The organism is Burkholderia sp. E168m22, from assembly GCF_001319805.1.
GTDB classification, from domain to species: Bacteria; Pseudomonadota; Gammaproteobacteria; order Burkholderiales; family Burkholderiaceae; genus Burkholderia; species Burkholderia orbicola.
On the sequence record NZ_BBSK01000152.1, the window covers coordinates 1 to 20,597 of the forward strand.

General features: G+C 69.7%; 26 protein-coding genes. 8 read left to right on the top strand and 18 right to left on the bottom strand.

The window, feature by feature from the left end; genetic code table 11:
• Positions 1–23 precede the first annotated feature (23 nt).
• On the bottom strand, positions 24–284 hold the full coding sequence (locus AP428_RS37055) for a hypothetical protein (RefSeq protein WP_156349369.1): 261 nt from the start codon (positions 282–284) through the stop codon (positions 24–26).
• A 117-nt stretch (positions 285–401) separates the two neighbouring features.
• Between AP428_RS37055 and AP428_RS33430 the strand changes: the two genes are divergently transcribed.
• Positions 402–1,652: a phosphatidylserine decarboxylase family protein gene (locus AP428_RS33430; RefSeq protein ID WP_041489682.1), complete on the top strand. Its 1,251-nt coding sequence runs from the start codon at positions 402–404 to the stop codon at positions 1,650–1,652.
• A 22-nt stretch (positions 1,653–1,674) separates the two neighbouring features.
• Here the strand turns inward: AP428_RS33430 and AP428_RS33435 are convergent, their stop codons facing one another.
• From AP428_RS33435 to AP428_RS33460, 5 genes are all read right to left on the bottom strand, one after another.
• The gene (locus tag AP428_RS33435) at positions 1,675–1,920 is read right to left on the bottom strand and encodes a hypothetical protein (protein WP_011545545.1); all 246 of its coding nucleotides are present in this window, start codon (positions 1,918–1,920) and stop codon (positions 1,675–1,677) included.
• A 289-nt stretch (positions 1,921–2,209) separates the two neighbouring features.
• Positions 2,210–2,542: a DUF1488 domain-containing protein gene (locus AP428_RS33445; protein ID WP_011545546.1), complete on the bottom strand. Its 333-nt coding sequence runs from the start codon at positions 2,540–2,542 to the stop codon at positions 2,210–2,212.
• Positions 2,543–2,546: 4 nt separating this feature from the next.
• The gene (locus tag AP428_RS33450) at positions 2,547–3,095 is read right to left on the bottom strand and encodes a type 1 glutamine amidotransferase domain-containing protein (protein ID WP_011545547.1); all 549 of its coding nucleotides are present in this window, start codon (positions 3,093–3,095) and stop codon (positions 2,547–2,549) included.
• A gap of 248 nt (positions 3,096–3,343) precedes the next feature.
• Positions 3,344–3,709, bottom strand: coding sequence for a DUF3022 domain-containing protein (locus tag AP428_RS33455; protein WP_011545548.1), 366 nt, complete (start codon positions 3,707–3,709; stop codon positions 3,344–3,346).
• 85 nt (positions 3,710–3,794) lie between these two features.
• A complete protein-coding gene (locus AP428_RS33460; protein WP_011695007.1) occupies positions 3,795–4,244 on the bottom strand; it encodes a hypothetical protein in 450 nt (149 codons plus the stop codon).
• Positions 4,245–4,401: 157 nt separating this feature from the next.
• Here AP428_RS33460 and AP428_RS33465 point away from each other — a divergent pair, with 157 nt between their 5' ends.
• Together AP428_RS33465 and AP428_RS33470 are read left to right on the top strand one after the other, a co-directional pair.
• Positions 4,402–4,770 (top strand): DUF3175 domain-containing protein, encoded by a 369-nt coding sequence (locus AP428_RS33465; protein ID WP_011545550.1) that lies wholly within the window; start codon positions 4,402–4,404, stop codon positions 4,768–4,770.
• A 54-nt stretch (positions 4,771–4,824) separates the two neighbouring features.
• On the top strand, positions 4,825–6,147 hold the full coding sequence (locus tag AP428_RS33470) for a cation:proton antiporter (RefSeq protein WP_011545551.1): 1,323 nt from the start codon (positions 4,825–4,827) through the stop codon (positions 6,145–6,147).
• Positions 6,148–6,151: 4 nt separating this feature from the next.
• Here the strand turns inward: AP428_RS33470 and ligD are convergent, their stop codons facing one another.
• The 11 genes from ligD to AP428_RS33520 form a co-directional block, all read right to left on the bottom strand.
• Positions 6,152–8,962 carry a DNA ligase D gene (ligD, locus tag AP428_RS33475; protein WP_011695006.1) on the bottom strand — a complete coding sequence of 937 codons (2,811 nt, stop codon included), beginning with the start codon at positions 8,960–8,962 and terminating at the stop codon, positions 6,152–6,154.
• 69 nt (positions 8,963–9,031) lie between these two features.
• Complete coding sequence (locus tag AP428_RS33480; protein ID WP_011545553.1) at positions 9,032–10,051, bottom strand: Ku protein; 1,020 nt, start codon at positions 10,049–10,051, stop codon at positions 9,032–9,034.
• A 94-nt stretch (positions 10,052–10,145) separates the two neighbouring features.
• Complete coding sequence (gene katE / locus AP428_RS33485; protein ID WP_011545554.1) at positions 10,146–12,260, bottom strand: catalase HPII; 2,115 nt, start codon at positions 12,258–12,260, stop codon at positions 10,146–10,148.
• Between the two features lie 127 nt (positions 12,261–12,387).
• The gene (locus AP428_RS33490; protein WP_011545555.1) at positions 12,388–12,774 is read right to left on the bottom strand and encodes a DUF3022 domain-containing protein; all 387 of its coding nucleotides are present in this window, start codon (positions 12,772–12,774) and stop codon (positions 12,388–12,390) included.
• A complete protein-coding gene (locus tag AP428_RS36475) occupies positions 12,771–12,932 on the bottom strand; it encodes a DUF1328 family protein (protein ID WP_006767422.1) in 162 nt (53 codons plus the stop codon). The genes AP428_RS33490 and AP428_RS36475 overlap by 4 nt, the downstream gene beginning before the upstream one ends.
• 46 nt (positions 12,933–12,978) lie before the next feature.
• On the bottom strand, positions 12,979–13,167 hold the full coding sequence (locus AP428_RS36480) for a DUF3008 family protein (RefSeq protein WP_011545556.1): 189 nt from the start codon (positions 13,165–13,167) through the stop codon (positions 12,979–12,981).
• Between the two features lie 72 nt (positions 13,168–13,239).
• Positions 13,240–14,673: an RNA polymerase factor sigma-54 gene (locus tag AP428_RS33500; protein ID WP_011545557.1), complete on the bottom strand. Its 1,434-nt coding sequence runs from the start codon at positions 14,671–14,673 to the stop codon at positions 13,240–13,242.
• A gap of 231 nt (positions 14,674–14,904) precedes the next feature.
• Positions 14,905–15,414, bottom strand: a complete 510-nt coding sequence (locus AP428_RS33505) for a DUF892 family protein (RefSeq protein WP_011545558.1) — start codon at positions 15,412–15,414, stop codon at positions 14,905–14,907.
• Between the two features lie 143 nt (positions 15,415–15,557).
• Positions 15,558–15,869: a hypothetical protein gene (locus AP428_RS33510; RefSeq protein ID WP_011545559.1), complete on the bottom strand. Its 312-nt coding sequence runs from the start codon at positions 15,867–15,869 to the stop codon at positions 15,558–15,560.
• A complete protein-coding gene (locus AP428_RS33515; protein WP_172593384.1) occupies positions 15,866–16,114 on the bottom strand; it encodes a hypothetical protein in 249 nt (82 codons plus the stop codon). The genes AP428_RS33510 and AP428_RS33515 overlap by 4 nt, the downstream gene beginning before the upstream one ends.
• Positions 16,115–16,312: 198 nt before the next feature.
• Positions 16,313–16,618 (bottom strand): hypothetical protein, encoded by a 306-nt coding sequence (locus AP428_RS33520; protein ID WP_011545561.1) that lies wholly within the window; start codon positions 16,616–16,618, stop codon positions 16,313–16,315.
• A 167-nt stretch (positions 16,619–16,785) separates the two neighbouring features.
• Between AP428_RS33520 and AP428_RS33525 the strand changes: the two genes are divergently transcribed.
• From AP428_RS33525 to AP428_RS33535, 3 genes are all read left to right on the top strand, one after another.
• Positions 16,786–17,040, top strand: a complete 255-nt coding sequence (locus AP428_RS33525) for a hypothetical protein (RefSeq protein ID WP_011545562.1) — start codon at positions 16,786–16,788, stop codon at positions 17,038–17,040.
• Positions 17,041–17,131: 91 nt separating this feature from the next.
• Positions 17,132–17,563, top strand: coding sequence for a CBS domain-containing protein (locus AP428_RS33530; RefSeq protein ID WP_011545563.1), 432 nt, complete (start codon positions 17,132–17,134; stop codon positions 17,561–17,563).
• Positions 17,564–17,655: 92 nt separating this feature from the next.
• Complete coding sequence (locus tag AP428_RS33535) at positions 17,656–18,138, top strand: PRC-barrel domain-containing protein (protein WP_006498342.1); 483 nt, start codon at positions 17,656–17,658, stop codon at positions 18,136–18,138.
• A 119-nt stretch (positions 18,139–18,257) separates the two neighbouring features.
• Here the strand turns inward: AP428_RS33535 and AP428_RS33540 are convergent, their stop codons facing one another.
• Positions 18,258–19,151: a LysR family transcriptional regulator gene (locus tag AP428_RS33540; protein WP_011545564.1), complete on the bottom strand. Its 894-nt coding sequence runs from the start codon at positions 19,149–19,151 to the stop codon at positions 18,258–18,260.
• A 193-nt stretch (positions 19,152–19,344) separates the two neighbouring features.
• Here AP428_RS33540 and AP428_RS33545 point away from each other — a divergent pair, with 193 nt between their 5' ends.
• A complete protein-coding gene (locus tag AP428_RS33545) occupies positions 19,345–19,614 on the top strand; it encodes a DUF4148 domain-containing protein (protein ID WP_011545565.1) in 270 nt (89 codons plus the stop codon).
• Between the two features lie 35 nt (positions 19,615–19,649).
• On the top strand, positions 19,650–20,597 hold a 948-nt coding region (locus tag AP428_RS33550), incomplete at its 3' end, for an MFS transporter (protein WP_054928678.1).

Consider the following 20,597-nt stretch of genomic DNA (forward strand, 5'->3'; position numbering starts at 1 on the left):
GTCGACGACGGGCTTCGGCAACCTCACGACCACTCTTCCGGCGGCATCTCGCCGCGGTCATCCTCCCACAGCGGTTTCGCCGCCTCCTCTCCACGGCTCGGCGTCACTGGCCCGTTGCCGCTGGCACGACCGTCACCGCGCTCACTCCGCCGCGCACCATCGCGCGGCGCTGCCTGCGGGCGTTTTCGCGTGCGCGTCGGCGTCACGGTCCGCTGCCCGTCGCGGCGACGCTCGTCCGTCGATCCCGCGTCGTTCGTCTGTCGTGCATTCGAAGCTGTAGCCATGCTGTTCTCCTGAGTCATCGAAAACAAACCGGTCGCTCGCATGCAGCAATTTCAATGCCGCCGCCCGGGCAAGCGTCTTGCTGCATCGATTCGACCGAAACCGTTCCGGAGGAGACGATGCCGACGAATCGCAACACGCCGCCCGCCACCCGCCGCCGCCTCGGCGGATGGATGGCCAGCGAGGAAGCGCACATGGCCGCGTTCCGCGAAAAAATCGCGGCCGAAGCGCGCGCGCATGCCGGCGACCGGTTGCGCACGCCGGCCGTTCAGGAACTCGCGCGGCTGTTCGACGACAACGCCGTGCTGCGCATGAGCCTCACCCGCGCGATCGACGAAGCGCGCGAAGCGGGATACCGGCTCGGCTACGCGTCGATCGGCGAGCTGATGACGGTGATCGACCATCTGATGACCTACACGCCGCCATTCAGCGAGGAAAGCCTGATCGTGTGCCCGGTGAACGCGTTCCTCGACTGGCCGATGTGCATGCCGTCGGGCCACGCGGTGTTTCGCGACGCCGCCGTCAACGCGCAGTTCAAGCGCGTGCTGAACGTCTGGTGCGACTTCCTCGGCGGCCCGCATTCGCGCGCGCATCTCGACACGTCGGCGCCCGACGGCTGGTTCTGCGATGAAGCACGCAAGCGTCTCGGGCTGTCGCAGTTCCAGTATCGCGAAGACCAGCCGCACTGGGGCTTCGATTCGTGGAACGACTTCTTCACGCGGCGCTTTCGCGACGGCGCGCGGCCCGTGGCGGCGCCCGACGATCCGCACGTGATCGTCAGCGCGTGCGAAGCGTCGCCCTATCACACCGAAACCAACGTGAAGCTGCGCGACACGTTCTGGATCAAGTCGCAGCCGTATTCGCTGCGCGACCTCTTCACGCCCGCGCGGCTGTCGCTCGCGGAGCGCTTCGTCGGCGGCGACGTCTACCAGGCCTACCTCAGCGCGTACAACTACCACCGCTGGCATGCGCCGGTGCGCGGCGTCGTCACGCACGCGTATCGCGTCGACGGCACCTACTACTCGGTCGCCGAAGCGGAAGGCCCGGACCCGGCCGGGCTCAACGACTCGCAGGGCTACATGACGGCGGTCGCCGCGCGCGCGGTGGTCGCGATCTCGAGCGACGATCCCGGCATCGGGACGGTCGCGGCCGTGTTCGTCGGGATGGGCGACGTGTCGTCGTGCGTGATCGAGGTCGTGCCGGGCCAGCGCGTCGACAAGGGCGACGAGATCGGCTATTTCCAGTTCGGCGGCTCGACCTACTGCCTGCTGTTCGAGGCCGGCGTGATCGACCGCTTCCTGTACGCGCCGCCGTTCGAAGGTGAGCCGCCGGTCGTGCAGGTCAATGCGTCCGTCGCGATCGCGCGGTGAATGCCCCGCGCGGGCCGGCGCGTCACGCGTCGGCCCCGTCGCTCACGCCGATCGCATGGAATTCGGCCGCGTCATGACGCTGCACACAGCGCAGCACCGACAGCCCGTCAGCCGTCAGTGCGGGGCGGTGCGCGCCCGACGTATCGTCTTGCTGCAGCACGATCAGGTGTTGTTCGACGAGCGCGACGACGTCGTCACGGTCGATCTGGATCTGTTCCGGCGCGTGATGCGCGAGGAACAGCGCGGCAAATTCGTGGGCGGTCAGCATGCTCGTTTCCCCGTTGACGGCTACGCACGACGCGACACCGGCGTCGCATCGGCTGGCGGCGCGAATCGTGCGCCGGCGACGTTACAGGCATGCAGGGAACGTGCCAGCCGGCGTCGTGCGGCCGGTATCCGTGCGGTACGCGCGCCGCGCGATGTGGCACCGCACGGCGCGTTCGAGCCGCTGCAAAGTTTTCAACGGCATGTAACGGGTGGCCGCGGGGAGCGGCCGCGGCGGGTGACCGATGCGGCCGGAGAAGATGCGCGGGTGGCGCGCAGGGAATGCGCGCCGCTCACGGCCGCGAGCGAAACAACCCGGCCCGCGCACGCCCGGCCGGCGCCCGGAAATAGCCGCTGTGCAGCACCACGTCGTGGTTGCCGCTCGCCAGCACGTCCGCGCACGCGGCTTCGATCCGCGCGCGGCCACGCTCGAACGCGTCGCGCAGATCGGCCTCCAGCGCGGAGCGCGCGCCGAAATGATCTTCCAGCGCCTCGACCGTGATCGCGCAGGCCTGCGGCACGCCGTCGACGTCGACGACGAAGCGCAACTGCAACGCCGCGCCGTCGAACGTCGGCGGTTCATCGGTCAGCGTCACGCGGCGCGGAGTATCGGAATCGGCCGGCATCGGCTCATGCCCCCCGCGACGCGAGGCGCTCGACCAGCGCGCCGTTGAACGCGGGCAGATCGGCCGGCTTGCGGCTCGTGATCAGGTTGCCGTCGCGCACGACCTCCTCGTCCACCCACTTGCCGCCCGCGTGGCGGATATCGTCCTGCAGGCTCGGCCAGCTCGTCATCGTCTTGCCCTCGACCAGCCCGGCCGACACGAGGAGCCACCCGCCGTGGCAGATCGCCGCGACTGGCTTGCCGGCGCCGACGGCCGCCGTCACGAATTCGCGCGCGGCCGGCACCATCCGGATCGCGTCGCCGTTGATGACGCCGCCCGGCAGCACGACCGCGTCGTAGTCGCCTTCGCGTGCATCGTCGAACGTGCGGTCGACCTTCACGCGCTCGCCCTTGTCGACGTGCCGGAAACCCTGGATTTCGCCGCGCTTCTGCGAAATCACGTCCACCTGCGCGCCTTCGGCCGCGAGCGCGCGCTGCGGTTCGACGAGTTCGGCTTCCTCGAAACCGTCGACCGCGAGAATCGCTACCTTGCAATGATCCAGCTTGCCGCTCATGGATGCCTCCGTGGAAAGGGACAGGAACAAGGCACACGTCGTGTCGTGCCGTGCCGGTCTCGCAGCAAGCGCCGTTCCGGCCGCGCAGGCCGTTGCCTGCCGGCGCGCTCATGCTCGTGCGCGTTCCCGTAACCGGGGAACGACCCGCGATCGGAATCGATCGCCGGCCCCATCGGCCGCTCGCCCCCGTTTGGCCTGCAAAGATTTCAACGGGATGTAATGCGACGCCGTGCGCCGATCCGGTGCGATTACTGCAGATGACGCACGGCATCGAGCATCGCGTCGGTCAGCTCGACCGTCAGCGTCAGGTTCTCGTCGGTATCGGGCAACTGTTCCAGCGTCTGCTGCACGGCGTCGTGCAGCATCGCGTGAACGCGCATCCGCGCGCCTTCGTCCAGATCCGCGTAGCGTTCCATCGTCGAGCATTCGAGCGCGAGCACGACCGAATGGCGGGCCGCCTCGGGCGGCGCCTCGACGGGGTTCGCCCACGCCGCATGGAACATGACCCTGCCCGTTTCGACGTCCACATGGACCGTCGTGTCGAGATCGTCCGTGTCGCTTGCGTCGCCGTCGAGCTCGTCGTTGTCCACAAAAATCCGGGAATTCGATTGCATGATGTCCTCCTGCGTGGCGGCGGCGCGCCCGTCCCGGGAAACCGCGCCGCCATCGCGCCATGCCGGCCGCGCCGGCACGACACCGTCAATAACCGCTGGAACCGCCGCCCGTCCCGCCGGCCCCGCCGCCGCCCGTGCCCGTCGAGCCGGCCGAACCGCCGTTGCCGGCGCCGGTGCCGCCCGAGCCGCCGGCTCCGCCCGACCCGCCGCCGACACCGCCGCCCGTGGCGCCGCTACCGCCCTGGCCCGCGCCGTTCGGGCCGCCGCCCGGCTTCACGTGGCCGGCCGACCCGCTGTGCGAACGCATCCCGTGCTTCGCGCCATGCCGCTGCGTGCCGGCCGGTGGCGGCGGCGCGGTCGTATTGCCGTTGGTGCCCGGCGTCGACATGTCCATCGACGGATTCGGCGCGCCGGTGCCCTCGTCCGAGCGCTGCGAGTTCTGCGCCCACGCGGCCGGCGCGGCCGCGACGATCGCGACAGCCGCGCACGCCAGCACATGCCGCGCGACACACTTCGATTCGAATGCTGACTTCATGGCGTTTTCTCCCTATGGATGATCGCTTGATCGAAATTCCTGCTCCGATCCTTCAGCAAGGCCCATGCCGTCGTCGGCACGTTCACGACGCGGCACGCGGTTTGCGTCCCACGTCTTCGCACGACCGTCCTGTGAATCCCTACGGAGCCCCTGCCTCATGCCTTCCGCTTCTGCTTCCCACGCGCACGACAAGCCGCACGGCAAGCGCCACACGCGCCACCCCGGCCGCGCACGCAGCGCCGATCCGGCCCACCGCAAGCGCTGGTCCGGCAAAGTCACGCAAAAGAGCGATGCGCTCGACATCGAGCCCGACATCTTCAAATCCGACGATCCGGCCGCGATCGCCGCGTCGCTGAAGCGCTCGGCCGAACACAGCCGCCGCCGCAAGGCGTCGCCGTTCCAGTCGGCGATGTCGATGCTGAACTTCTACGTGAACCGCGCCGGCCGCAATCTGCCGAAAACGCGCCGCGCGACGCTCGAACGCGCGAAGCGGAAACTGCGCGAAGCCTTCGGCCGCAAGCCCTGACGGCCGGCGCGCGGCTCGTATGCTCATGTCCACCCCTGCGCTGCGATCACACGCATGCACGAAACCCTCTGGTATCTGATCATCGGCGCCGTGCTGCTGGGCATGGGCGTCGTGACGTCCGCGCTGCGCCACCTGCCCTGCAGCTCGGCGATGATTTACCTGGTGCTCGGCGTCGCGCTCGGTCCGGCCGGCGCCGGCCTGCTGCATCTCGACCTCGAACGCGACGGGCAACTGCTGCGCGAGATCGTCGAAGTCGCGCTGCTCGTGTCGCTGTTCGCGATCGGGCTGCGGCTGCGCGTGCCGCTGTCCGACAAGCTGTGGCTCGTGCCGTGCCGCCTCGGGCTGCTCGCGATGATCGTCACCGTGCCGCTGCTCGCCGCGTGCGCGGTGCTCGCGCTGGGCCTTGGCTGGGGCCCCGCGTTGCTGCTCGCGGCGATCCTCGCGCCGACCGACCCCGTGCTCGCGCACGACGTGCAGGTGCACGATCCGGGCGATCGCGACCTGGTGCGCTTCGCGTTGTCCGGCGAAGGCGGAATGAACGACGGCATCGCGCTGCCGTTCGCGCTCGCGGGGCTCGCGCTGTGCGGCGCACCGGGTGCGACGCACGGCATCCCGCCGCTGTCCGGCACGTTCGCCCTCGTCGCGCTGTGGGGCATCGCGGGCGCGGCCGCGATCGGCGGCGGGCTCGGCTGGGCCACGACGAAGACGATCGGCTGGCTGCGCACGCGGCACGCGCAGGCGCTCGGCCTCGAAGGCTTCTTCGCGCTCGCGCTGATCGTGCTGTCGTTCGGCGCCGCGCAGCTCGCGCACACGTTCGGCTTCATCGCGACGTTCGCGGCCGGCGTCGCGATGCGGCGCGTCGAGCATCGCGCGAGCGGCGACCGCCCGCCGCGCGAAGTGATCGGCCAGATCGATTCGGAAGACGTGGTCGCGACCGAGAAGCATCCGGAGAAAGCGCATGCGTTCATGGCCGAATCGGTGCTCGGCTTCACGATCGAGCTCGAACGGATCGCCGAAGCGATCGTGATGACGATGATCGGCAGCGTGCTCTCGACGCTGCCCGGCCCGCTGCTCACGTGGGGCGCCGTCGCGCTGGCCGCCGTGCTGTTCGTCGCCGTGCGTCCGCTCGCGGTGCTGGTCACGCTGGCCGGCTCGCGCGCGACGCATGCGCAGCGGCGGCTGATGGCGTGGTTCGGCATCCGCGGGATCGGCTCGTTCTACTACCTCCTGTTCGCGCTCGAGCACGGGCCGTCCGACGTCGTGCGCCCGCTCGCGGCGCCGGTGCTGGCCGTGGTGTCCGCGTCGGTGGTCGCGCACGGGATTTCCGCGACGCCGCTGATGAACTGGTACTACCGGTTGCAGCAGCATCGGCGCTGACGGTTCACGTGTCGGCGCCGAGCCGCGCCCGCATCGCCGCGGTGATGCGCTGGCGCGCCTTCGCGTAGCCTTCCCACGGGTCGCGCTTCAGCGTGTCCAGCCGTTCGTGCAGCGTGTCGATCGTCCATTGCGCGCCGCCCGTCGTGTCAGGCACCTCGTCCCAGTCGAGCGGCACCGACACGCCCATGCCGGGCCGCGCGCGCACCGAATAGGCGGCGATCGTGCTCGCACCGCGCCCGTTGCGCAGGTAGTCGACGAAGATCTTGCCGCGCCGGTGGCGCGGCCCCATCGTCGCTGTGAAGCGGTCGGGCAGCGTGCCGGCGACGTGCTGCGCGACCGCGCGCGAAAAGTCCTTCACGTCGTCCCAGCCCGCATGCCGCGTGAGCGGCACGACGACGTGCAGCCCCTTGCCGCCGCTCGTCTTGCAGAACGACACGAGCCCGAGCTCGTCGAGCAGCCCGCGCACGAGCTGCGCGGCGTCGATCATCGTGCGCCACGGCAGCGCCGGATCGGGATCGAGGTCGAACACGATGCGGTCGGGCCGCTCGATGTTCGACGCATGCGCGTTCCACGTGTGCAGTTCGACCGTGCCCATCTGCGCGGCGCCGAGCAGCGCGTCGACGTTGTCGATCGACAGCAGCGGTCCGTGGCCCGGGTCGAGCCCTTCGTGCTGCGTGACGAACGGAATCTCGCGACGCTCCGCGTGCTTCTGGAAGAACAGCTCGCCGGCGATGTCGCCCGGGGCGCGCACGAGCGAAACCGGCCGGCCCTCGAGGTCGGGCAACAGCCACGGCGCGACCCATTGCCAGTACCGCGCGAGGTCGATCTTGCGCGTGCCGCTTTGCGGGTCGAGCACGCGCTCGGGATGCGTGATGCGTACGCGGCCGAGCGTGTCGGGGCCGGACGCGTCGTCTTCGGCGCGGGCCGCTGCGCGAGACCGTGCGGATTGCTTGCGATCGGCGCTTTCACGAGCGGCATGCGATGCGCGCTTGCGTGTGTCGTCGTGCGGGGTCGGGCGTTGATCCATCGTCACCTCCGTTTCCGTGTGTTTGGGCATCTCGCGGACGATCTGCGCCGCCGGCTTGTCCTCGCGCAGCGCGATGAACGCGGCCTGCCGCACGATCCCGTCGCCAGTCCATTCCGCGAATTCGCATTCGGCGACGAGCGTCGGCTCGACCCAGTGCACGCGGGTGCGTGTGCGTTCGCGCGGCGGTTCATCGAACGGCATCGTGTCGCGCTCGTGTTTGCGCAGGATCGCGGCGAGACGGTCGAGCATCCGCGCATCGAAGCCGGTGCCGACGCGGCCGACGTAGCGCAGCGGCCCGGGCCCGCGCCGCCGCTTGCCGGCCGGCGCCGGCTCGTGCACGCCGAGCAGCAGCGCGCCGAAGCCGTGCCGGCTGCCCGACGGCTCGGTAAAGCCGCCGATCACGAACTCCTGCCGGCGCCGGCATTTGAGCTTGATCCACGCGGGCGACCGGCCGGCGCGATAGCGCGAGTCCGCGCGCTTTCCGATCAGTCCTTCGAGGCCGGTGTCGCACGCGCTCGCGATCAGCGACGCGACGTCCTCGCCGAGATCGGGCGAAAAGCGCACGCGCGCCGGGTCGCTGTTCGCGAGCAGCGGTTCGAGCAGCGCGCGACGATCGTTGAGCGACGCGTCGCGCAGGTCGTAGCCGTCGAGATAAGGCAGGTCGAACACGAAGAAGGTGATCGCATCCGAGCGGTCCGTGCCGAACGCGTTCTGCAGCGCCTGGAAATCGGGCAGGCCGTTCTCGCCGAGCACGACGGCCTCGCCGTCGAGCCATGCGTCGTCGACGTCGAGCGCCGCGAGCGCGTCGCGCTGCGCGCGCAGTTTCGCGGTCCAGTCCCGGCCTTCGCGCGTCATCAGCGTGACGCGCCGGCGTGCGCCCTTGCCTGCGATGCGCGCCAGGATGCGGTAGCCGTCGAACTTCAGTTCGTAGCACCAGCCGCCCTGCGTCGGCGGTGCATCGACCAGCGTCGCGAGTTGGGGCGCGACGCGCTCGGGCAGCGGCGCGCGCACCGCGCCTTCGACCTGCGACGGGTCGGTGGGGCGATGGCTTGCGTGGCTTTCGTGGCTTTCGTGGCTTTCGTGGCTTGCGTGTTGCGCGTCATGTACATCGCCGTCCGCGTCGGTCGATCGGCCGCGCCGCGCAGCGCGCTTGCGTGCCGCGCCGTTGGCCGCGCCGTCATGCACGCTACCCGGCCGCTCGCCGACGACGTCGAATTCATCGGCGCTGCGCGCGTCGTCGTCGCGCTCCTTGATCAGCAGCCACTGCTCCTGACGCCCTTCCTGCCGCCCGCTGCGCACGAGCGCCCAGCCGCCGTGCAGCTTTTCGCCGTCGAGCCGGAACGTCAGTTTGCCGGCCCGGTAGCCTTCGCGCGCCTGCGCGACGCCGCCATCGGGCGTCCACGTGCCTTCGTCCCACACGACGACCGAGCCCGCACCGTAATGCCCGGCCGGAATCTCGCCTTCGAACGATGCGTATTCGAGCGGATGGTCCTCGACGTGCACCGCGAGCCGCTTCACCTGAGGATCGAAGCTCGGCCCCTTCGGCACGGCCCACGATTTCAGCGTGCCGTCGAGTTCGAGCCGGAAATCGTAGTGCAGCCGGCGCGCGTGGTGCTCCTGGATCACGAAGCGCAGCGGATGGCGTGCGCGCGCGGCGGGCTGCTTCGCCTTCGGCTTCGAGGCCGCTTGCGTATCCGGCTTCGCGCGACGCTTGCCGTGCGCCCCTTCGGGCTCGGGCGTCGCGCCGAAATGGCGCTTGCGGCGATACGGATCGAGCTTGCCGGCCATCGCGTCACCTCGTCGGAACCGGAACCGGAACCGGAACCGGAATCGAAATCGGAGTCGGCGTCATCGGCGTCACGCCGCGTGCTTGCGGCGCGCGGCCGTCTTCTTTGCCGCGGGGGCGCTCGCCGCGCCGCGTTTCGCGGCGGTCTTCTTCGCCGCGGTTTTCGTCGCCGCGCCCTTCGATGCGGATTTCGCCGCCGGCTTGCGGCGCGCGCCGCCGCGCGACGACGACGATGAAGACGCCTCGTCCTCCCCTTCGCCACGCTCTGCACGCAGATCCGCCGCGCGCGCCCCCGCGCCGCCCTTCAGGCTGCGCTTCAGCAGCTCGGTGAGATCGACCACGTTGCTCGCCGCGCGGCCGGTCTGCGCGGGCCGGTCCTCGATCTCCTCGATCTTGCCCGCGCGCACCTTGCGCTCGACCAGCTCGAGGATGTCGTCGCGGAACGTGTCGTGATATTCGTCGGGGGTCCATTTGCCGGACATGTCGTCGATCAGCTTCTTCGCCATCCCGAGCTCGCGCGCGGTGACGCCCGCGCCCTTCGCGTCGTCGGCCGGCACCGACAGCTCGTCGAGCGGCCGCAGTTCCTCCTGCCAGCGCAGCGTATCGAGGGCGAGCATCGGCCCGACCGGGATCAGCGCGCCAAGGTGCTGGCGGTCGCGCATCACCACCAGCGCGATGCCGATCTTGCCGCTGTCCTTCAGCGCGTCGCGCAGCAGCGCATAGACCTTCTCGCCCTTGCGGTCCGGCACCAGGTAGTACGGCGTGTCGAGATAGAGGAACGACACGGCGTCCTCGTCGACGAAGGTCAGGATGTCGACGGTCTGCGTCGATTCCGGGTTCGCCGCGCGGATCTCGTCGTCGGTGAGCACGACGTAGCGCTCCTTCTCGTATTCGTAGCCGCGCACGATGTCCTCGCGCGTGACCTCCTTGCCGGTGCGCTTGTTGATCTGCCGATAGCCGATCGGGTCCATCGAGCGCTTGTCGAGCATCCGGAACGACGGTTTCACGGTGCGCGTCGCCGGAAACAACTGCACGGGCACGTGCACGAGCCCGAAGCTGATCGCGCCTTTCCAAATCATCCGCGGTGCCATGCATGTTCCTCCTTGCCGGATGCGCGCCCGCCCGAGGGCGAGCGCGCCGTACGGCGCAAGCCGCTTGTCGGCCGCTGTCGGCCCGATGCCGGCCCTATGCCGGCAGCTCCGCCGCCTGCTGTTCGCGCGCCCACACGCGATGCTGGCCGAGGTGATCCGACAGCGTGTTCAGCACCGCGTCGAGATCGACGGCCTGGCCGACGCACACGCCTTCGGCCGGGTCGGGCAGGTGGGCGGCGCTGAGCAGTTGCCGCCCGGAGCCGACGGCCGCGATCGGCTTCAGGTGCTTGAACGCTTCCCGCACGAAATGGCGGGCGTCGGCGCTGTGCGCGAGATCGCGGCCATCGCCGTCGCCGCCGCACACGAACACCGCGTCGAACATCACCGACGGCATGCCGACCAGCGTCGCCTCCGGCACGATGCCGCCGATCGGCGCGAGCGTCGGCGCGACGATCGTCGGCACCGCGTGCGCGGCCTGCAACGCGTCGCGCACCTGCTCGACCAGCACCGGATTCACGCCGGGCGTCGCGATCAGCGCGATCTTGCGCGAGCGGATGCCGGGCTTCGCGCGGCCGATCAGGCTCAGCGCCGGCGAGCGCTGCGGCACGGCCGGCGTCGCGGCCGCCTGCGGCGCGGGCAGCCCGAGCCGTTCGGCGACCTGCGCGGCGAGCCCCGCGTCGAAGCGCGCGATGATCTCGTTGACCACCCGTTCGCGAATGTGCGGCTGCGTCACCTTGCCGAGCTCGAAGCAGTACGCGTCGCGGATATGCCGCTGCTCGATCTCGGTCATGCTCTGGTAGAACAGCGCGGCCTGCGAGAAATGGTCGGCGAACGATTCGCTGCGCACGCGCACCTTGTGGCCTTCGAGCGGCTCGGGCACGGTCTCGAACCCGCCGCCGGCGGGCGCGGGCGGCGTCTCGCGCGGCCAGCCGCCGCTCGTCGAATTCGGCTCGTACGACGCCTGGCCGACGTTGATCGTCTGCCGGTGCAGCGCGTCGCGCTGGTTGTTCGCGAACGGGCACACCGGCCGGTTGATCGGGATCTCGTGGAAATTCGGGCCGCCGAGCCGGCTCAGCTGCGTATCGGTGTACGAGAACAAGCGCCCCTGCAGCAGCGGGTCGTTCGTGAAATCGATGCCCGGCACCACGTGGCCCGGGTGAAACGCGACCTGCTCGGTTTCCGCGAAGAAGTTGTCGGGGTTGCGGTTCAGCGTCATCCGGCCGATCGGCCGCACCGGCACGAGCTCTTCCGGCACGAGCTTGGTCGGGTCCAGCAGGTCGAAGTCGAATTTGTCCGCATCGGCCGGATCGATCAGCTGCACACCGAGTTCGAACTCCGGATAGTCGCCGCGCTCGATCGCCGTCCACAGGTCGCGCCGGTTGAAATCCGGATCGTGGCCGGCGATCCGCTGCGCCTCGTCCCACAGCAGCGAATACGCGCCGCTCACGGGCCGCCAGTGGAATTTCACGAACCGCTCGACGCCGGCCGCGTTCACGAAGCGGAACGTGTGGACGCCGAAGCCGTCCATCGCGCGATAGCTCGCCGGCAGTGCGCGGTCCGACATCAGCCACAGCACCATGTGCGTGGTTTCCGGCACCAGCGACACGAAATCCCAGAACGTGTCGTGCGCGGACGCGCCGGTCGGCATCTCGTTCGGCGCCTCGGGCTTCACCGCGTGCACGAAGTCGGGAAACTTGATCGCGTCCTGGATGAAGAACACCGGCATGTTGTTGCCGACGAGATCGTAGTTGCCTTCCTGGGTATAGAACTTCACCGCGAAGCCGCGCACGTCGCGCACGGTGTCGGCCGACCCGCGCGGCCCCTGCACGGTCGAGAACCGCACGTACACCGGCGTTTCGGCGGCCGGGTCCTGCAGGAACGCAGCCTTCGTGTAGTCGGCCATCGGCTCGTACACGCGAAACACGCCGTGCGCGGCCGAACCGCGCGCATGCACCACCCGCTCCGGAATGCGCTCGTGATCGAAATGCGTGATCTTCTCGCGCATGATGAAGTCTTCGAGCAGCGACGGGCCGCGCGCGCCGCCGCGCAGCGTGTTCTGGTTGTCGGCGATCCGCACGCCCTGGTTGGTGCGCAGCGCCTCGCCGTCGGGCCGCGCACGATTCGCGTCGAGCTGGCGCGATTTCGCGCTGTCGGGCGGTTGCGTCGGTTGCGTCGGGGGCGTCTTGCCGGCGGATGGGGGAGTCGTCATCGTCAGGTGTCCTCGTGGCATTCGGTAGGGAGCCGCTGCCGCACGGCGACGCGCCGCGGCGCACGCGTGCGGACGGCAGGGAAAGCCGGCCCGGCGCGCCGCGAACGGCCGCGGGCCGGCTGGGACGTCAGGGCGCGCGCAGCGCCGCGTCGAACACGACGGCCGTCACGTCGAGCGCCACGTTGCATTCGATCGCGGCATCCTCGACGCGCGGCTTGTGCTCGTCCACCGCGCGCCGCGCGCGGTCGCACAGCTGCGTGCGCACGCGCAGCCGGTCGGCCGCGTCGAGCGTCGCGTAGCGTTCGATCACGTCCGCATCGAAGCGCATGTCGACCGAGCAGCGCCATTGGCGCGCGTCCTCGTCGGACGGCACGCGCACCCATGACACGTTGATCGTCAGCCGGCCGGACGCGTCGTCCGCATGCACGACCACGGTCGACTGCGACGGAAAACTGATCGCGAGCGCATGCTCGAGTTCCGCGACGCGCTGCGACCGGTCGGGCATCACCGTCATCGTCGCACGACGCCCAGCAGCAACGTGACCAGGAAGATCACGACGAAGATGTAGAACAGGATCTTCGCGATCTCGGCCGCACCGGCCGCGATGCCGCCGAAGCCGAACACGGCGGCAATGATCGCGATGATGAAGAAAATGATGGCGTATCGAAGCATGGAACCCTCCTGGATGACAGCAGTCGTCACTAAACGTCGGCGCCGTTCACGCATCGTGCTTGTGTTTCGGTTTGCCGCGCGTGGGCGTGGACGCCATTTTCTCGAGCTCTTTCTCGCTCATCGACTTGGCCATCGATTTCGACGGCGGCTTGAGGTCCTTCATTTTCGTGTCACCGCGCTTGGCCGACAGCGCGGCCCCTGCGGCGCGCTGCTGGGCCTGGGATTTGGCTGGCATGGTTGCGCTCCTCTCGTTGGCGCGCGAGCCGACGCGAGAGACGGCACGCGCGGGGTTGGAACAGTGAGGCCGTCACGCGGCGTCGCGGCGCCGCAAGTCGGCCGGCGGAATCTTCATCGCCTGGCGATACTTGGTCACCGTGCGGCGCGCAAGAAGGATGCCGCGGCCCGCGAGGTTCTCCGCGAGCGCGACGTCGGACAGCGGATCGGTCTGCCGCTCGGCCGCGATCATGTCGCGGATCAGCACCTTCGCGGCCGACGCCGAACACACGCCCTTGCCGGCTGCTTCCAGCTTGCGCGGGAAGAAATGCTTGAACTCGAACGTGCCGTGCGGCGTGGCCATGTACTTGTTGCCGGTCGCGCGCGAGACGGTCGATTCGTGCAGGTCGAGCTCTTCCGCGATGTCGCGCAGCACCAACGGCTTCATCGCGATCTCGCCGTAGCGGAAGAAATCGCGCTGCCGCGCGACGATGCATTCGCCCACGCGCTGAATCGTGTCGAAACGCTTCTGCACGTTGCGGATCAGCCAGCGCGCTTCCTGCAACTGCTGGCCGAGCGGCGAATCGCGCTCGCCGCTCGACTGCGCGAACAGCGTCGCATAGCGCTCGTGCAGGCGGGCGCGCGGCAGCACGGCCGGATTGATCGTGACGATCCATTCGTCGCGCACCTGACGCACGATCACGTCGGGCACCACGTAGTCGCCGCGCGTGCTGCCGTAGTGATTGCCCGGGCGCGGGTCGAGCCCGCGCACCAGCGCGCAGGCCGCGTGCAGCGTCTGCTGGTTGCAGCCGAGGCGTCGCTGGATCTCGGCCGTCTCGCGGCGCGCGAGCCGCTCCAGATGCTCGCGCGCGATCGCCTTCGCTTCCGCGAGCGCCGGCGTGCCGGCCGGAATCGCGTCGAGCTGCAACACCAGGCATTCGGACAACGAACGGGCCGCGATACCCGGCCGGTCGAGCATCTGCACGAGCCGCAGCGCGACCGCGAGATCCTGCTCCGACAGCAGCCACGCGGGATCGGCGGCGACCAGCAGTTCAGGCAGTTCCTGACGCAGGTAGCCGTCGTCGTCCAGCGCATCGATCACGAGGCGCGCGGCTTCGCGGTCGCGCTTGTTGAGCGGATAGAGCCGCAGCGCATCGTGCAGTTGCTGATGCAGCGACGGCTCGGCGGCGATCCATTCGCCGGGCGACAGGCCGTCGGTATCGTCGCCCTGACGGCTCGTGCCGCGCGGCGCGGGCGCCGCGGTAAACGGCACCTCGCCATCCGGCGGGCGAATGTCGTCGTGCTCGGGCGCCGCTTCGGGCGCGGCCGCTTCGGTCGGCTGCTCGGGCGTGCCGGCAACGGTGTCCTCGTCGCCCTGGCCGTCTTCGAGAAACGGGTTCATGTCGAGCGCCTGACGCAATTCCTGTTGAAACTCCAGCGAGGACAACTGCAGCAGCCGCAGCGACTGCTGAAGCCTCGGCGTAAGTGCGAGATGCTGTCGCATCTGCAGCGCAAGCGAGACGGGCATCGAAAGCCTCCTGACGGTTCGGTTCGCGGGTTCGCGGGTATGTCTTCTGCCGAACGTCACGCAGCTTCCGTGCCAGTCGCGCGAAGCGCGCTGCGACGCGGCTCTCGCGGGTTCGTACCCCGTCTCGCCGGGCAGCGGAGCCGCTTTTTTACAAGCCGGGGGCAAGTTAGGGGGCACGTATTTCGCTCGCGGAAAACGGCCCGTCCCAGAAGCAGCCCGATGGCCGCGCCGTCACCGCTTCGCGTCGATGCGGTCCACCGCCGAACGATCGAGAAACGCCGTCGTCAACTCGGGCAGATGGCGCAGCAGCCACGCGGCCATGTCGCGCTCCTGCTGGAGAATCCGCTCGCAACACGCGCGGATCTCTTCTTCGCCGGCCGCCTGAGCCGCCGCGACGAGCGCGGTGTATGCAGCGATTTCCAACTGCTCGAATGCGTAGGCGGCCAGTGCCGTCTTCACCACTTCGTCGTCCGCCAGCATGCCGCTCGCGATCTGCCCGTATGCGGCGATGCGCGCGGCGAGATCCTTGCTCGCCGACGGCGACGTGCCGAGCCGCATCAGGCACGCCTCGACGAGCGCCTGCTGGCCGAGCGTGTCGTCGAGATGCTGCCGCAACCGGTCCTGCAACTGCGGGTAGTGGCCGACCCGCTTCATCTGCGCGTCGATCATCGTCTCGGCCTGGCGCTCCATCGCGTAGGCATCGCGCAGCCAGTCCTCCAGGTGTTCGTGCTGATTCGCCATCGCGTTCCTCCGGCTGCATCGCGGGGGCGGCATGCCGTGACGCGGCGCCGCGGCGAACGCACAGGCGCCCACGCGTATCGTCTGGATCGTGTTCATCGAGTCCTCCCTGAATCGGCGGCTGCGGCCGGCCAGTGCGGCGCGGCTCAAAGCCGGTTGAAATGGAAATCGCCCGCATACGCGGTCGGTGCGCGGCGCGCCATCATCGTGTCGAATTCGGCCGCGACGCGCGTGAGCGTGCCGCGTTGCCGGCTGAGGTCGGCCCGTTCGAGCGCGGCGAAGGCGTCGGCGTCGAACGTCACGGTCAGCGACGCCGGATGGCCGTCGACGCGAAAGCCGATATGCAATGCGCCGGCCGGCTGCTCCTCGACGTGGAACGGCATCGCGCGCGCCTCGAAATGACGGCCGAGCGTCTCGGCGATGTCGCGCAGCATGCCGGGTTTCACGCGGATACTCATCGCAGATCCTCCATTCGCATGAGCGGCGTCGCGCCCGCCCGCCACGCCCGCACGGGCGGCTCGCGCGACGGCGGGTCGCGTTCGGGCGGCGCATGTCCGGGCGGGTCGCCTTCCGGTTCCCGGTACGGTTCGGGCAGGTCCGGCGGCACGTCGTCGGGATCGGGCGGCTCGGGGTCCGGCTCGATGTCGGGAAGCGGTGGTTCGGGCCGTTGCAGCCACTGCGCGGAGTCGTGTTTCATCGGCATTTCCATCGTTGCGGGGTTCGGGTCGGAATCGGCGCGACGGCCGTAGTGAGGATTCGCAAGCCGCGTGCCGTCCGTTCACGTCGTCGCAGGCGGAGGCCACGCGCGGATCACCCGGGAATCGGTACGCAGGAGCGCGGCCCGGCGCCAGCGGCCATGCCTTCGCTACACCGTTCGCTGCAAATCTTGCAAGCGCGCGGGCTACGCGTCGTACGCGGCCATCACGAGCCACAGCTCGCGGCCGTCGTCCCGCACGCGTGCGGCCAGCGCATACGGGTCCGACGGCTCGCACGCCCGCTGCAGCGCGAAGCGCGCGGGCTCGGTCGCGCCGAACGTCTCGTCGCCGAGCGGCCGCACGTCGGCCTTGCCTTCGAACATCCGGCGCTCGGGCCGGTAGATCAGCGGCTCGCGCTTCCACGTATCGAAATGGCTTTTCACCGAATCGAATCCGCCGCCGCATACGTTGATCTCGTAGCGCACCCCTGGTCGTCGTTTCGGAATCGTCATCCTGCCTCCCGCTCGGTGTGCGCGCAGCAGGCACCCTGTTGCGCTGTGTCGTCATGGTCGTCGTCGTGGTCGTGGCCGTCGCAGCGGCAAGTCGCGTGCCGGGCGCGCGGGCCGGGAACGCAGGTTGCGGCACAGGCGGCTCCTCGTCACCGATACGGAGTACCGCGATGAAGGATTCGACCCGGCACGGCCGCGACGCACCGGCGCAGGAGCGGCAGCCCGACCCGCAGCCGCCGCTGAAGGACCAGGACCGCACCCATACGCGCCATTCGGAACGTCATATCGACAAGCAACTCGAGGACACGTTTCCGGCCAGCGACCCGCCGGCGACCGGCGGCGTCACGCGCATCGAGCCCGACACGCCGCCCGGCAAGCACGACGACGGGCCGGCGGAGGACAAACGCAAACGCGACGAGAAGTGACGAGACGAACCACGCCTGCACGGCATGCGGTTTGCTGGAACACGGCAGCCGCACCGGCACATCGCTTTACCTGACTGCCAAGGAGAAATTCATGCATCGCGTCAACGAAATCATGTCGCAGGACGTCGTGCGGATCGCACCGACCGACTCGATCCGTCACGCCGCTCAACTGATGGAGCGCTACGACATCGGCGCGCTGCCCGTGTGCGACAACAACCGGCTGGTCGGGATGGTGACGGACCGAGATCTCGCGGTGCGCGCGATCTCGGCCGGCAAGCCGCCGGAGACGCGCATCCAGGAGGTCGCGTCCGGCCCGATCGAATGGTGCTTCGACGACGATTCGCTGGACGAGATCCAGCACTACATGGCCGACGCGCAACTGCGCCGGCTGCCGGTCGTCGATCACGACAAGCGACTGGTCGGCATGCTGTCGCTCGCCGACATCGCGACGCGCACGGCCAGCCCCGAGCGCGACGACGTGGCGAACACGCTCGAAGGCGTGTCGCAACCGAAACAGACGTGACGGAGCGGTTTTCCGCTTCGCCGCGCCCACCCGCGCGACCCGCAGGGCCCGGCCCCGGGCACGGTCGCGCCCCACACAGCCTGGAGGAAACCATGCAGACTCCCGATCAAGGTCAGACCCGCATCATCGGCAAGGGCGCCGCGACGGCGGCCGGCCCCGGCCCCGACGTGATGGCAGCCGATACGCTGGAAGGCGACAAGGTTTATACGACCGACGGCGACGATGTCGGCAAGATCAAGGACATCATGCTCGACGTGCGCTCCGGCCGCATCGCGTATGCGGTGCTGTCGAGCGGCGGCATCCTCGGCATCGGCGACAAGCTGCACGCGATTCCGTGGAGCGCGCTGACGCTCGATACCGAACGCAAGTGCTTCCTGCTGTCGGTATCGTCCGAGCGGATTCGCAATGCGCCGGGGTTCGACAAGGACCACTGGCCGGCGATGGCCGATCCGCAATGGGCCGAGCCGCTGCACGAGTTCTACGGCAGCACGCCGTACTGGAGTGCCGGCGACGAGCTCGGGTTGACCGATCCGACCGAGGATCTCGACGATCCGCGTACGCGCGGCCGTCACTGACCACCTCTGACGCGCGCCGGTTCGCCGGCGCATCCGTTCGACCCGCCCCGCCCCGCGCGGGGCGTTCTTTTTCTATCCGCGCGTGGGGCCCGCGCCGCGCCGGCGCCGGACGCCGTGCGCTACGACCGATGCCGCAGCGCGTCGATCACGACCGAAAACGCGCGCGACGCCTGGCGGCGGCTCGGATAGTACGCGTGATAACCGGGGAACACCGGGCACCAGTCCGGCATCACGATCCGCAGCGCGCCGCTGCGCAGATGCGCGTGCGCGATGTCCTCGGTGACGAACGCGATGCCGAAGCCGTCGAGCGCCGCCTGCAGCAGGTGCGGCTGCGTGTTGCAGGTGATCCGGCCGTTCACGCGCGCCTGGATCGCGTTCTTGCCCTTCTTCAATTCCCACGCGTAGATGCCCTTCGCGGTCGCGAGCCGCAGCGTCACGCAGTCGTGGTCGAGCAGATCCTGCGGCTTCTTCGGCGGCTTGCGGCCGTCGAGATAGGACGGCGCGGCGACCATCGCCATCCGGATGTCCGGGCTGATGCGCACCGCGATCATGTCCTGCGCCACCTGGTCGCCATACCGCACGCCGATGTCGTAGCGCTCTTCCACGATATTCGACAACCCGTAGTCGACCGACAGCTCGACGCGGATGTCCGGATAGTCGGGCAGCACGGCCCGCAGCTTCGGCCAGATGACCGTGTCGATCGGATGCTCGGTGGCCGTGATGCGCACCACGCCGGCCGGCTTGTCCCGGAAATCGGACAGCGCGGCGAGTTGCGCCGAGATCTCGTCGATGCGCGGCGCCACCGCATTGAACAGCGCTTCGCCGGCCTCGGTCGTCGACACGCTGCGCGTCGTGCGCGCCAGCAACCGCACGCCGAGCCGCGCTTCGAGATCGCGCACGGTCTGGCTCAGCGCCGACTGCGACACGCCGAGCCGCGCGGCCGCGCGCGTGAAGCTGCGATCGCGGGCCACCGCGAGAAAGACGAGCAGATCGTTGAAATTTTCGCGCGCCATGTCGAAAGGCTCCGGTCGGGACGAGCGCCAATCGTAGCATCGCCGGCGGCGATTCATCGGTTTAGCTAATAAGTCCAAGCGCGCCGTGCTACTTAATCGATGCCGGACGACTCGCTAGACTGCGAAGCCATCGACCCGTCGCGCCGCGCTCCCGCCCGGCACGCCGGCCTCCCGCTTTCCGGAATCACACGCCATGAATACCCGTCTTTTCGCCACCGTTACCGCCGTCGCCGCGCTCGTCGCGTCCACCCCGCTGCTCGCGCAATCCGCGTCGGGCCTCACCCGCGAGCAGGTTCGCGAGGACATGGTTCGCTACTCGGCCGCCGGGTTCAATCCCGCCCGCATGAATCCGCGCACGTGGGTCGACGACGCGCAGGCCGCCGCCATCAAGGTGGAGGCCGCCCGCAACGACGACGCGCGCACGCATCTGGCCGGCCGCGACACGGCCGCGCATTGCGACTGAGCCCGCGACCGGCCCCGTTCGCTCCGATTTCCGTCATGCAATCCGTTTCCACGCCCGAGTGCGGCGCCGCGCCGGGCCATACCGCCGCGTGGGGCGCCGTCCTCGCGATGTCGCTCGGCGCGTTCGCGCTGGTCGCGTCCGAATTCATGCCGGTCAGCCTGCTCACGCCGATCGCGGGCGACCTGCACGTCAGCGAAGGCCAGGCCGGCCAGGCGATCTCCGTATCGGGCGCGTTCGCGCTCGTGACGAGCCTGCTGATCGCGTCGCTCGCCGGGCGCTGCGATCGCAAGCGCCTGCTGCTGTCGCTGACGCTGCTGACGATCGTGTCCGGCACGGTCGTCGCGTTCGCGCCGAACTATGGGGCGTTCATCGCCGGCCGCGCGCTGATCGGCGTGGCGATCGGCGGCTTCTGGTCGATGTCCGCCGCGACCGCGATGCGTCTCGTGCCGGACCGCCAGGTGCCGCGCGCGCTGGCGATCGTGAACGGCGGCAACGCGCTCGCGACCGTCGTGGCCGCGCCGCTCGGCAGCTTCCTCGGCGCGATCGTCGGCTGGCGCTGGGCGTTCTTCTGCGTCGTGCCGGTCGCCGCGCTCGCGCTCGGCTGGAAGCTCGTCAGCCTGCCGGCGATGCCGTCCGCGCCGCCGCGCACGCGCGTCGGCGCGGCGGCGCTGCTGGCCCGGCGGCCGGTCGCATGGGGCATGGCCGCGGTCGGCGTGTTCTTCATGGGCCAGTTCGCGCTGTTCACCTACCTGCGCCCGTTCCTCGAAACCGTCACCCACGCGGGCACGACCACGCTGTCGCTGATGCTGCTCGTGATCGGCGTCGCGGGCGTCGCGGGCACCGCGCTGATCGGCGGCGTCCTCAAATACGGGCTGCACCGCACGCTCGTCGCCACGCCGCTGCTGATGGCCGCGATCGCGGTCGCGCTGACGGGCTTCGGCGCGTCGACCGCGGCCACCGCGTGCCTGCTCGCGCTGTGGGGC